This is a genomic window from Azospirillum brasilense (assembly GCF_007827815.1).
In the GTDB taxonomy this organism is placed as follows: Bacteria; Pseudomonadota; Alphaproteobacteria; order Azospirillales; family Azospirillaceae; genus Azospirillum; species Azospirillum brasilense_C.
In genome coordinates this window covers 1-13,252 of sequence record NZ_VITH01000016.1, presented here as the reverse complement: position 1 = coordinate 13,252, position 13,252 = coordinate 1, and the positions used below count along the sequence as shown (strand labels likewise).

Below are 13,252 nucleotides of genomic sequence, written 5' to 3'. Positions count from 1 at the left end.
GCCCTGAGGCCGGGCGAGAAACGCCCGCTTCAACAGAAACCAATGCAACGCGCGCCAAGGAAAACCATGGCCAGCATCGGCCGAATTAGGGCTTCACAACGTTACTATGTCGTTAAGAAACTCTGTAACCTCCAACCTCGTTGAGCATTGGGATCGCTCCAACCTGCACAGTGGGTTGCAACCTTTTTGTGGCAGAGCGATCGTGGAGCATGATCGCGGATCATACGTACCCGCGCGGCTGGTAACACTGCCCGGAAACGGGATAAAGGCGCGGGCTGTACCATCGGCTGGTGGACGGAACCGCCACGCCGAGATGGCCCAGCAGATCCCGGGACGGACTCTGCGGCTGAATGTTCATCCGCACCGTGAGCCGCCAGACGCTGAAGGGCGTGTAGAGCACACGCTTTCCCTCGCCATGGGCGCGGAGCGCGATGGCACCGGCGATCTGCCCCACGGTGGTGTCCGGAGCCAAACGCCCGAGCAGACCGCGCAGGAAGCCGGAGCGCGCCAGCCAATGGCTGGGTGACACGCCGTCCACGAACCTCTGGCAGAAGAGCATGCCGTGGTAGCCGCTGTCGTCGGCATCGCGCCCGTAGTCGGCCGTCGCCAGGAACCCGCCGATGCCGAAGAAGCCCCCGGCCCAGGCAACCTTGTCGTCGGGGCCCAGAACACGGCCGCCGATGGCCACCGCCTCCTCCACCCCACCGAGAAGGCCCGCCAGTTCCGGCAGGCAGCCGGCTTGCAGCGGCAGGCAGCCGGCCTGCACGAAGGCAACGCTCTCCCCGTCCCCGCAAGCGTCGGAGAGGAGATCCACCAGGGAGCCGCCCTCATGGATGGTCGTGCTCGACAGGGCGCGGGCACCGACGCCGTGGCGCTCCAGCAACAGGCGGAACGACGCCGCACCGCCGGCCGGCACCAGGAGCCGGACCGACGCGATCCAGCGGTTCCGCTGCATCAGCAGGGCCGCGACCGATGCCGCCGCCGCGTCGTCCACCGCCGACGCGGCGATGACCAGCGCCGTGCGCGGCTGCATCGCCGCGTCGGGCGCCAGCCGCCACATGCCCGGATGAGGGAACAGCGTGTTCTCGACGATGCCCAGCTTCTGGTCCAGCCCGGTCAGGGCCAGATGCTGCTCCAGAACGTGCCGCTGGCTGTGCAGGGCCGCCGGCTTCATGCTGCTTTCCACCGAAGCCGTCGAGCCGGGGTTGATCCGCCAGGCGTAGAGCAGGTGCGGAACATGGACGACGGCGTAGCCGGCCCGCTCGACGCGCGTGAAGGTGTCCCAGTCGTGGCTCCAGGTCGCCTTCAGATCCGTGTAGGCGCCGACCTCCACCGCCACGTCCCGCCGCAGGGCGCAGAGGTGGCAGGTGAAGCAGATGTTCATGTGCAGGACCCAGTCGAAGTCCGGCTTGTGGAAGGGCGAGAACAGCCGGGATTCGGGGTTGCTCTTGAACTCGTCGGAATACAGCACGGCCGGGCGGCCATGGGCGTGGATGTGCTCCGCCATCACCTGCAGAGCGTCGAGCGTCAGGAAGTCGTCGGCGTCCACGGGCAGGACGTAGTCGCCGGACGTCGCCCGGAAAGCCAGACCGTAGCCCGCCATGATGCCCTGGTTTTCCGGAGCGACGATCACCGTCACGTTCTCATGCACCGCCACCTCGCGCAGCCAGTCGAGCAGCTCCGGCCGATGGTCGCCGTCGCTGACGATCACCCATTCGAAGTTCCGGTAGAACTGGTTGAGAATCGTCTTCTCGATCTCGCGCAGGAACCGGACAGGCTGCTTGTAGGTGCTCATGAAGAAGGAGAAGCGGATCGACTCCTCCACTGGCGGCCGCGACCGCGACGCGGCGATGCGCGCCATGATCTGCTCCTGGACGTCGCGCACCGGACGGACGGCGGGGGCGTGCTCAAGCTCATAGAAGGGGCGTTCGGCCGAGAAGGCCGGGTTGACGTAGGGGTCCTTCACGATTCCCCAGCGCCGGATGAAGTTCTGGAGCTCCCAATTGAAGGTGCCCGACTTCGACAGGGATTCGAAATGGTAAAGCTCGATCGCCGGATCGATGACGATCCGCAGGCCCCTGGCGCGGACCTTGTTGCAGAAGTCGACGTCGTTGTAGTTCAGCCAAAGCCCGGTGTCGAAGCCGCCGACCTCCTGGTAGAGCTTGCGGGACACCAGCATGCAGGCCGCCGTGGTGGCCGCCGCGTCGTGCACCAGCTGGCCGATCCCCTGCGGGCCGGGCGTCAGCCGATGCTCGCCGATCAGGGCGTGGGTCGGCGAGCCGTTCAGCATCAGGATGCCGACATGCTGGATCGTGCCGTTAGCGAACAGCAGGCGCGGGCCGACGATGCCCACACCGGGCTGACTGGCCAGCCCCACCATGTCGCGCAGGAAGTGCTTCGAGATGGCCTGGATGTCGTCGTTGAGCAGCAGCACGTAGTCGCCGCGCGCCTGCTCCACGCCGAGGTTGACGCGGTCGGAGAAGTTGAAGTCCGCCCGCTGGGCGTTGACGTCGCGGACGTTCGGAAAGGAGCGCAGGAAGCGCAGGGTCGAGGGCTCAAGCTCGCCGTTGTGCACGACGACGACCTCGAAGTTCTCGTAGCACTCGCTGCCGAACAGGCTGGCGACGCAGTTCTTCAGGATGTCGACCCGCATCCCGAAGACCTCGCCCATCCGGCCGGCGCTGGGGATGACGACGCTGACCAGCGGGGCCGGGGACGGCGGGGCGTACACGACGCGCCAGTTGCCCGTGGACCAGTGGGGCCGCACCTCGAACGGCGTGGCGGCGCTTTGCGCGACGGCGTCCTCGATGGCCAGCTTCTGCCGCTCGATCGCGTAGCTCTTGGCCGACAGCACCTCGGCGGTCGATCCCGGGATCGCGACCCAGTGGTAGAGGATCTTCGGGACATGGACGAAGCGGTCGGTCACCGCGGCGATGCGGAGCGCCAGATCGTAGTCCTGCGTCCCGTCATAGGCGCTGCGGAAGCCGCCGACCGAACGGACCACCGAGGCGCGATAGCAGGTCAGATGCCCGGTGTACATGGTGCTGCGCAGCAGGTCGGGCGACCAGCCGGGCTTGCAGGCCGCGTCGTAGAACCGGCCATCGACGGTCATCTTGTCTTCGTCGGAGTAGACCGCGTCCGGCTCGTGCTCGACGATGGCGGCGGCGATCTCGTAGAGCGCGTCCGGCGTCAGCTGGTCGTCGTGGTCCAGCAGCGCGATCCACTCACCCTCCGCCAGCGACAGCGCGGCGTTCGACGCGGCGGAAATCCCGCCGTTGGCCGGCAGGCTCGCCACGCGGATGCGGCGGTCGCGCGCCGCAAACTCCTGCAGCAGCTCCGAGACGCGCGGGCTGGGCGACGCGTCGTCAACGATGCACAGCTCCCAGAACGGATAGAGCTGGTTCAGCACGGAGTCGATCGTCGCCCGCAGCCACCGTTCCGGCGTCTGGTAGACCGGCATGACGATGGAGATCGTCGGCCAGCGGTCCCGCGCGGCGATCCGCGCCAGGATCTCCTGGGAGGGGATGGTCCGCACGGGCGGCTCGCCGAGGTCCAGGCCGCCCCTGCGTCCTTCATGGTGCCCGTGGCTGAGGAAGTGGTGATAGCCGGAGGGAAGCGCGCGCCGGCCGACCGCCGCGGAGATGTCCGGGTTCTCGGCGAGGTAACGGTGCTCGCAATAGCCGTTCAGACGCGGCGTGGTTCCCGCCATGTCCTCGTGGATGCCATGCTCCACCCAATGGCGGCCGGCCGACGCGAGGCGGCCATCGGCGATCGCGGCGGCCACGTCGACGCGGAGCCCGCAGTAGAGGTCACCGGCGAAAGTGCCCGACAGGTCCTGGGCGGGAAAGCTCCGCGCGTTGAACGCCGCCCAGTTGCGCCCCGTCGGGCCGGGCAGCGGCCCGGTCCCGTTCAGGATGGCCATGAACTCCGGCCGTTCCAGCAACTCGTGGGTGCGCAACGGCGGCAGCGTGGCGCCGGAGGGCGCCTGACGGTGCTCCAAGGCGCCGTACATCAGATAGTGGCGGTAGCCGCTGACCAGCTGCCGCTCGTCTACCAGGGCACGGACATCGTCGTTGACGTGGAGGTAGGTCTGCTCGTCGAACCCCGGAGCGGCGTCGAAGCCGAAGACGCTGCCGACGTTGTAGTAGTGGTCGACCAGACTGCGGGCTTCGGTCCCGTGCATGCTGCGGATGACGTTCCCATAACGCTCCAGATACCAGGCCTCGTTCACGAGAACGTGCGCCCAGCGGTTCTGGGGGCGACCGACGAGCAGGTAGTGCAGATAGGGCGAGCCCCCGGTCTCGTGGCACCACTCGGAAACGTCCGGATAGGCCCGCTCGTACCAGTGGGCGTCGAAGACGCCGCCGTTGCGCAGCATGGCCACGTCGCCCACCACGTCGACCGGCGTGTCCTCCGGCCGCCCTCCGGCCTCGGCCAGGGTGAGCGGCCGACGGGCAGGGCCGCCGAGCAGGGTCTGCATCGGCGAACGGTCATCGGGCAGCCTGAGGGTCGCGCTGCCGATCAGGTCTCCGTTGCCGACCACATGGAAGATGCGCGCCTCCTGATCGGAGAGATGCTCCGAAGGGATCAGGATGGAAAAGGCGCTGAAGCCGCTTCCGGTGCCGTTCGCGAACAGCTCGCGATGAAAATAGCGGGCCCAGGAGGTCGTGATGCACCGTCCATCGATGACAACGCCGATGCCGACCTTTGTGGACGGGCTTTCGATATTGATGGCCCAGCCGGACAGGATGCAACCGAAGCCCTTGTACAGATTGACGGCATCAAGGCTGCCCACTGTCTTCTGTGTCATATGCCCTTGACCTTCTTGAGATTCAGTCGCGCTTGATCGCACACCCGCCACCGGTGGAGGCCATCCTTCTCCCCCGAAAAGCCTCCCATCCAGTCACGATCGCGCGCCCACGAGGCGCGCTTTCGCAGACGTGAGTTTTCCGTGGAAGGCCACCCGACCCCCGTTCTTAAGAATAAATTCATATGAATAACAAATTTCATGGAATTCTGCAAAAATAGGACGAATAACATGGAAAAGTATCGGGAAAAATCAGTAACGGCGACTTCACCGCAACGGACCACATCAGCCGCTACTGGTTGCGAAATCTTCTGCCGTGAATGATGGACTTCTGCAAAATTCATTTCCTCTGAAGGCAAGATGAGGCGCCGCTCTTAGATACGTAATCATTGATGACCAATCGATGGATTGGTGCTCCATCTTTCCGTTGATGTCAATCACTTCATCATCATGAGAGAAGCATCGCGGATTCTGTTTCTCTTGCCGATTCAATATTTCAAAACAGCAACAAAGCCAGTCTGCTGAAGCAGTAAAACCGAACAGGACCACACGGCCGCCCTACGGTCGGCATCGACGACGGGCGATTGCGGAGAAAGGGCCACGAACGACCATCGCCATGCGGCGGTCACCTCTGGCCGGCGACACGCAAGAGGGTCGACAAGGCGGCTTCCGGCGTGGCTTGGGGGACGATGAAGCCGTTCGGCCAGCAGCGCAGCCGCTCGGCCGGCGCACCGATGTCGAAGGCACCCACCGGCAGCCCCAGCCCGACCACCTCATCCAGCACATAGCAATAGGTCTCCGGCCAGATCGACGGCAGGAAGACCGCGTGGCACCCCCGTTCGGCCAGAAGCCGCGGAAGCTGCCCCGGTTCGTAGGGACCGTTGTCGCTGAAGTGCACCGAGCGCAGGGAGCGGTCGATGTTGCCGAACAGTTCGAACCGGATCGGCAGGCGGTGCTCCTCCGCCAGACGCACCATCCGCTCCAGGATCCGGGCGCCCTTGGCCACATTGATCCCGCCGACGACAGCCACCTGCATGACCGGCCCCGGCGCCGGCGAGGGCAGCGGCGTCACAACCACATGGTCTGCCAAGTGCGGGATGATCCGCACCCGGTCGTCGGGAAGAGCGAAGGCCCGGCGCAGGACGGCAAGCGCGCTGCGCGAGAAGACGACGTGGCGGTCGGCCACGTCGAAGAGCTCCTGCCACGCCCGGCGGTGGGCGACCACATCGATGCCGGCACCTCCGGGGCCGACGGGCCCCGCGCTGCTCTCCCGCCATTGGAAATGCGCGTTCGCCGGGGCGCAGGTCCGGCAACGCTCCAGCGCCGGCACGCCGCAGAAGCGATCCTCCGCGTCGATCAGGTTGAGGGATGGGCAGACCGGGAAATAGTCGTGATGCAGCAGGCGCAGCGGCGCAGCTCCACCGCCGCCCGACCGGAGCGACCGGAGAAAGGCCATGACCTTACCCGTGTCCGCGTGCCCGACCAGCGAGCTGACCACCACCTCGGCGGGCGGCAGCGCGGACACCAGGGCGGCGAGGTCGCCGAGATCGTTCGCCGGATAGCGGACCGTGGTGTCGCGGTGCAGAAGCTCGATGTCCAGTGCGCCCTCGGGCATGCCGAGAACCGGCTGCACCGTCGGCCGCACCAGCAGGACGGCGTGCCCCTGGCCCTGCAGGCGCGCGACCTCCTTGGCGCGGAAGGCGGCGGCCCCGCCCTTGCCCGGATGGTCGAACAGAAGCACCGTCCGCGGCCGGCCGGGCAGCCCGCGCGCCGACAGGATGCGGACGGCCGCCGCCGCTCGGATGGGGCGCAGCGGGTCGGCGCGGATGAAGTCCTGAACCTCCGCGTCGAACTCCGGATAGCGCTCCCGGATGACGGCGCCGGACGCTTCGATCAGGGCCGCCTTCTCCGCGCTGGGGAAGCTGCCGCCGTGGTGATGGTGCACGTAGAGATCGGGCACGATCACATTGGTGAAGCCGCGCCGCAGGGCGCGCCGGCACCAATCCACCTCCTCGCCATATCCGCGCCCGAAGGCCGCCTGGTCGAAGAAACCGATTTCCCGCAGCGCGCGGCGGTTCAGGGCCATGCAGAAGCCGACGCCGGTCGGCGCCTCGACCGGTGGGAGCCCGGCCATGGCCGCAAAGGCGGCGTCGATCTCTCCGACCGGGGCATCGAGGAAGGGCGCGTTGTCCTCCGGCATCGCCGGGAAGCCGCAGATGGTGCCGGCGTTGGTGAAGGGGGTGGTGCTGGCGATCGACGGCGTCCGCTCGATCGGCCGGACGAGCCGTTCCAGCCAGCCGGCGGGCACCTCGACGTCGGTGTTCAGCAGCACGACATGCCCATCCGGGTTGAGACGGGTCGCCAGCTCCATCCCGTCGGCCACCGCCTTCAGGTAGCCCTCGTTGCGCGGCTTGCTCACCACCGTCACATGATCGAGCGAGACGGCGAGCGCCACCAGGAAAGCCGTGATGCTGCGGTCCGGGTTGCCGTCATCGACGAAGATGATGCGATGCCGCGGCTCCACCGTCTCCAGCAGGGCGTGGACCAGCGGTATCAGGAACCCCTTGCCGCCATAGATCGGCACGATGATGGACACGGGCGCGGCGAGCGGGCCGCAGGGCGGCGGGGCTTCGGCGAACAGCCCGAGCGCCGGCCGCGCGCGGGTCAGTCGCGCCGGCAGGGCGGCGGCGTAGCGCAGGCCGCTCTCGGTCAGGAAACGGTACTCCACCGCCGGCACCGACCGTTCGCAGCCCACCTCCCAACTGCGCAGGGACAGGCCGGTGCGCAGCATCAGCGGGATGGCCTCCTGCGCGTCCCCGGCGGTCAGGCGCAGGACGACGGCGGAGGTGCTGGACGGCAGCGCCGCCACCACCACGAAACCCGACCGCTCCGCCATCGGCGCGCCGAGGGCCAGGGCGACGTCGCGTCGGCCGATGCCCTGCTGGACATGGACGGCCGGTGGACGGTCGCCGCCATCGATCACCACGTCGAAGCCGCAGGGGCCGTGCCGGTCGTGGAACGCCCAGCCCTCGATCCGCAGCTCGCCGCCGACCTCGATGCGCTCGATGAAGAAGGCGAAGGTCCCGTGCGTGGTCATCGCATCATGCTCCCGCCTCAATCCGCGAAAATCCGGTCCTGGTCGTCCGCGGACAGGAGCAGATCGGTGTCCCAGGGCATGACGCCCTGCACGGGACCGCTCTGCGGGCAGCGGACCTCGGTGTAGTCGAGGCCGCGCAGCGTCGCGATGAACCAGAAGAAGGTGTCGGGCATGCCGGCGGGCGTCAGGGTCACGACCCGCGCGCCGGGCGCGGCGAAGGCGATGTTGGTCATCGCCGCCCCCATGACGCCGACGATTTTCCTGGCCCCCTTGAACAGCGACGCCTGCTGGGGCAGCGTCAGGACGCCCGGTTCGACCAGCGTGTAGCCAAGCGTCTGGGCGCGGGCGATCAACGAATCCTCGCCGACGACGCGGCGGAAGCCGGTCGCCTGGCGGGTGACGAACAGCCGTTCCGCCCCGGCCGCCGGGACGACGCCGGCCAGGGCGTCCAGGGCGTCCAGGACGAGCGGCGACATGTAGCCGCCATGCTCGCTGAGCCCGTCCACCACAAGCAGATCGGTGAAGCGCCGGGGCGCGTCGTCGGCGACGATGGTCCGGGAAAGGTCGATCCCGAGCATCGCCATCGACTGGGCCATGCTGTCGTTCAGGTGCCCTGGCACATGCGCGACGAGGAAACGCGCCGACAGCGCCGGCAGATGCTGATGGACGAGCCATGCCTTGGGCAGCATCTCCATCATCCAGTGGCCGTAATTGCCGATGCCCCGCTTCTTGCACAGCAGGACCGGACCGTCCGCGTCGGCCTCCACCCCGCCCTGCTCCATCGCCGCCAGCACGGCCGCATGGGCTTGCTCGACCTCCCCCGCGGAATGCTGCGTGATGGTTTCGCGGTAGAGGTTGCCCCCGCGGTCGAAGACCAGCCCTTCCTTGGCCACCCACACGTCGGCGAGGCGCAGGACGCGCACCGGGCGTTCGGGAAAGCGCGGCGTGTTCCACGCCCATTCCATCGATTGCAGGATCGGCTGGGGGATCAGCTCCCTGTTGACCACGCGCGGGTAGGCGGCGTCGAAGGCCGGCGAGGCCAGGGTCAGGATGTCGGACCCGTCGGGCGGGCTGATCGGTGTCGGAGGCATGCGGAGAGATAGGCCTTCCATGGCGGAAGGCCTATCCTATGAGATCCCGGCGTCAAAAAATCGATTCAAAAATCGGGCAAAGATCGGATGATGTCCGCGCGCTTCGCCGACCGAGTCAGGGGCGTCCGTAATGATCGTCGACGCGGACGATGTCGTCCTCGCCCAGATAGGCGCCGGACTGCACCTCGATCAGGTTCAGCGGCACCTTGCCCGGATTTTCCAGCCGGTGCATCGTACCCAGCGGGATGTAGACCGACTCGTTCTCGCGCAGCAGGATCTGCTCCTCACCGCGGGTGACCAGGGCCGTGCCGTTCACCACGACCCAATGCTCGGCGCGGTGATAGTGCTTCTGCAGGGACAGGCGGGCGCCGGGCGCCACCGTCAGCCGCTTCACCTGGAAGCGGTCGCCGGCGTGCAGCGACTGGTAATAGCCCCAGGGCCGGTGCACGCGGCGGTGCTGGCGCGGCTCGTCGCGGCCCTGCGCCTTCAGATGCTCGACCAGCGGCTTGATGTCCTGCGCCCGGTCCCTCGCGGCGACCAGGACGGCGTCCTCGGTGGCGACGACCACCGCGTCCTCCATGCCGAGCAGGGCGACGAGCGCCCCGTCCTCGCTGCGGACATAGCAGCCTCGGCTGTCCCAGGCGATCGCGTCGCCATGGCAGACGTTGCCGCCCTCATCCTTGGTTCCGATGTCCCACAGCGCCGACCACGCGCCGACGTCGGTCCAGCCGATGGCGCAGGGCACCACCACGGCGGCGTCGGTGCGCTCCATCACGGCGTGGTCGATGGAGATCGACGGGGCGGCGGCGAAGGCCTCCTCCTCCAGCCGGAAGAAGTCGAGATCGGCGCGGCCTCCGGCGAGCGCGGCGCGGCAGGCGGCGAGCACGGCCGGCTCCCAGCGCTCCAGCTCCTCCAGGTAGCGGCGCGCCGGCATGAGGAACATGCCGCTGTTCCAGAAGACGTTGCCCTCGGCCAGATACCGCTCGGCCGCCGCGCGCGGCGGCTTCTCCACGAAGGCGGCGACGCGATAGGCGCCTTCCTGCTCCCCCGACAGCCCATCCAGGGGCAGGCCCCGGCGGATGTAGCCGTAGCCGGTCTCCGGCGCGGTCGGCACGATCCCGAAGGTGGCGAGCCGGCCGGCGTCCGCCGCCCGGGCGGCGACGGACACCGCCGCCAGGAAGGCAGCCGTGTCCTGGATGACGTGGTCGGCCGGCAGCAGCAGGAGCCGTCCGTCGGGGTCCTGCTCCGCGACGATCAGCGCCGCGATGGCGGCGGCGGCGGCGGTGTTCCGGCCGACCGGCTCCAGCACGATCCGCGCCGCACCCGTCCCCCGTCCCTGGCCGCGCTCCTGCTCGACCTGGCGCATCTGCTCGGCGATGACGAAGCGGTGCTCCTGATTGCAGACGACCAGCGGCGGCGCGAAGAGCGCCGGATCGGCGACCCTCAGGGCCGTCTCCTGCAACATGGAGCGTTCCGAGCACAACGGCAGGAACTGCTTGGGATACTGTTCCCGCGACATCGGCCAGAGCCTGACCCCGGAACCGCCGGACAGGATGACGGGGAAGATGCGGGCGTGCTGCGGAGTGTTGGTCATGGCCGCCGATCGTGTGCGTCGCAAGGGATTGCCGCCCGGCGGGCCGTGCGGCAGCAACCCATTGTGACTACGGGAGGTCTCCGATTCCTGTCAACTTGGCCAAAGTGGGTCCTCCTTTCGGTGCCCGCCGGCCTTCGCCGCCGCGTCAGACGCTGCGGTTCTTCAGCGCCATCTCGAGATGGCGCAGGATGAGGTCGGTGTCGTAGTCGGTGGAGCTCTGGACCACCCGCTCCCAATAGTTCAGCAGCGGGATGTGCGCCGGGTTCTTCTGCAGCAGGTCGCGCTTGATAAACGGGAACTCCATGCGGGCGATCAGGTAGTCCCAGAAGAAATGCGTCCCGTTCAGCGGCACGCCGGCGTTGATCGTGTGGAAGACCTGCTGGATGAAGCGCTTGCGCACGGGGTCCTGCAGCGCGTCGCCGGTGACGTTGCCTTCCACCACCGCCTCGATCAGGGCGGCGGCGGCCTGCCGGTAGGGGAAGGCGGCCCGGCAGTGCAGACCGGACCGGCGCAGGGTGCGGGTCAGCCCGATCTCGTACTTGCGCACGATCCACATCTTGGACTGGACGTAGCGCAACTGCCGCCAGAAGGCGGTGAAGGCCGGCGCGGTCAGGGCCGCCTTGTGGAACAGCAGGAAATAGCTCTGCAGGTGGAAGGACCGTTCCCAGCTGTCGGACGCTCCCCAGACATCGGCCTCCTCCGGCCCCATCCGGTCCAGCAGGCCGCCCAGATGGTACAAAGGGCCGTAGACGCTGTCGTTGGCGAGCAGCAGCATGTCCAGCGCGCCCAGATCGGGGACCGCCGCGATGCCTTCCTTGTAGGCGCCGAAATCGTAGCCGACGTTGTCCCGCCGGATGACCAGGGCGCAGATCTCCTGCAGCGCCTCCACCTGCACCAGACGCGGCGCGTTGCTCACGAAGACGATGGCGAAGCCGATGTCGTGGAGCTGGCGCAGATAATGCCGCACGAAGTCGTGGACCACGCCCTGGCGGTCGTAGTGGACGAACACCACGACCCGGCGCGCGCCGGCCAGCGGCCGATGCCCGTCCCAGCGCTCGCGTACATAGCTCTCCTTGCGGAAGAAGCTGGCGGCGTAGGAGAAATACCCCCCCAACAGCTTGATCTGTGCGATCAGCCAGAAGAAGCCGATGCGCAAGCGCATGAGAAGACGCGGCAGAATGCTTGTCATCGGGACGGTGCCATCCTCGGCGCGATCAAACGGGAAGCCGCTGGGAGCGGACCAGCTTCTGAGCCCGGGCGTGCAGGTCGGCCGGCACCGCCGGCAGGCCGGGCTCCGGAGACAGGAGACCGCGCAGCGCCTCGGCCGCCTGGGACTTCTGCCCGGTGGCGGCCAGGGCCTCGGCCTGATGGTAGAGGGCCGGCCACAGCAGCGGGGTGACCGGCTCGCGGCTCGCCTCGGCAGCCCTGCCGAACCATCCGGCGGCCGTCTTCACCGCCTTGCGATGGTTGAGGGACAGAATGGCGAGCGCGAAGGCCGCCGAGGCCACCTCTGCCGGACCCCACTGGGCGAGGTCGTCCTCGACGCCCCGGGCGAGACGGTCGGCGGCGGCGTAATGGCCCAGGTTGACCAGATCGATGAAGCTTTGCCGGCGCAGGCCGGCCAGGATGGCGGGGGGCACGCGCTCGCCCAGGATGGGGCTGGCGTCGCGCGCCAGACGTTCGATGCCGTCGGCGGCCGCGAGCGGGTTGCTCCAGGCCTGGATGCCGGCGGCGTGGCCGCGGGCGCGCCAGGCGAGGTCGTCGGTCTCGCCGTCGTCGGCTCCGGCCGCCTGCAGCGCGGCGCGCGCCCGCTCGCCGGCCTCGCCCGCCGCCTGGAAGTAGAGGCGCGCCCGCTCGCGGTCGTCGTCGTGCAGCCACGCCGTCATGCCCAGGCAATAGAGGATGCCGCACAGGCTGAACGGGGCGCGGTCATGGAAACCCGCGATGTCGGCCGGCCAGTCGCCCATGGACGGCAGGCTCTCCGGATTGTTCAGCTCCAGGCCCCAGCGCGTCCGGCAGGCATCGAGCACCGGGGCCGCCGCCTCACGCGCCTCGGCGAAGCGGCCGGCATGGACCAGCTCCTTGAGGCGGCGGTAGCGCAGGCCGAGGCCGAGCGGGGTGTCGGCGGCGATGGTGCGCGACCGTTCCTCGAGATACTCGAGATAGCGCGCCCGGTCGAGCCGGCGCGACAGGTCGGCCGTCCCCTCCACCATCGCGGCGGTGGCGCGCAGCGTCGGCCCGTGCTCGGACACCGACACGGCGGTGAAGCCGGCGCGGCGCAGCAGCGCCTCGAAACCCTCGCGGCTGTAGAGCGTGACGTGGTAGCCGGGGCTGAGCAGCGGCACCAGGATGCCGGCGGCGGTGTCGGGCGCGATCGCCCCGGCGTTGGGCGTGGTCAGCAGCAGCGTGCCGCCCGGCGCCAGGACGCCGCGCAGGATGGTCAGGAAACCCAGCGGCTCGAAGATGTGCTCGACCACCTCGGAGCAGAGGACGAGGTCGAAGGGATCGGGCCCGGCGTCGGCCGGTGTGCGCAGATAGGTGGACGAGATGTCCAGCCCCAGCAGGTCGCGCCCGGCGCGGGCGGCGAAACCGGGGTCGATGCCCTGGACCGACCAGCCGAAGACGGTGCGCGCGACGTCGAGCGAGAAGCCGAAGCCGCAGCC

General features: G+C 68.5%; 6 protein-coding genes. All 6 read right to left on the bottom strand.

From position 1 onward, the window contains the following. Positions 1-220: 220 nt before the first annotated feature. The gene (locus FBZ83_RS25770; RefSeq protein WP_145689606.1) at positions 221-4,810 is read right to left on the bottom strand and encodes a glycosyltransferase family 2 protein; all 4,590 of its coding nucleotides are present in this window, start codon (positions 4,808-4,810) and stop codon (positions 221-223) included. A gap of 622 nt (positions 4,811-5,432) precedes the next feature. Then, on the bottom strand, positions 5,433-7,904 hold the full coding sequence (locus FBZ83_RS25765; protein ID WP_145689604.1) for a glycosyltransferase: 2,472 nt from the start codon (positions 7,902-7,904) through the stop codon (positions 5,433-5,435). A 17-nt stretch (positions 7,905-7,921) separates the two neighbouring features. Continuing rightward, positions 7,922-8,995, bottom strand: a complete 1,074-nt coding sequence (locus FBZ83_RS25760; RefSeq protein WP_145689601.1) for a glycosyltransferase family 61 protein — start codon at positions 8,993-8,995, stop codon at positions 7,922-7,924. A 115-nt stretch (positions 8,996-9,110) separates the two neighbouring features. Further along, complete coding sequence (locus FBZ83_RS25755; RefSeq protein WP_145689599.1) at positions 9,111-10,589, bottom strand: mannose-1-phosphate guanylyltransferase/mannose-6-phosphate isomerase; 1,479 nt, start codon at positions 10,587-10,589, stop codon at positions 9,111-9,113. A gap of 145 nt (positions 10,590-10,734) precedes the next feature. Beyond that, positions 10,735-11,778 (bottom strand): rhamnan synthesis F family protein, encoded by a 1,044-nt coding sequence (locus FBZ83_RS25750; RefSeq protein ID WP_145689597.1) that lies wholly within the window; start codon positions 11,776-11,778, stop codon positions 10,735-10,737. 25 nt (positions 11,779-11,803) lie between these two features. After that, positions 11,804-13,252, bottom strand: a 1,449-nt coding sequence (locus FBZ83_RS25745) for a class I SAM-dependent methyltransferase (protein WP_145689595.1), incomplete at its 5' end; no start/stop codon positions are given.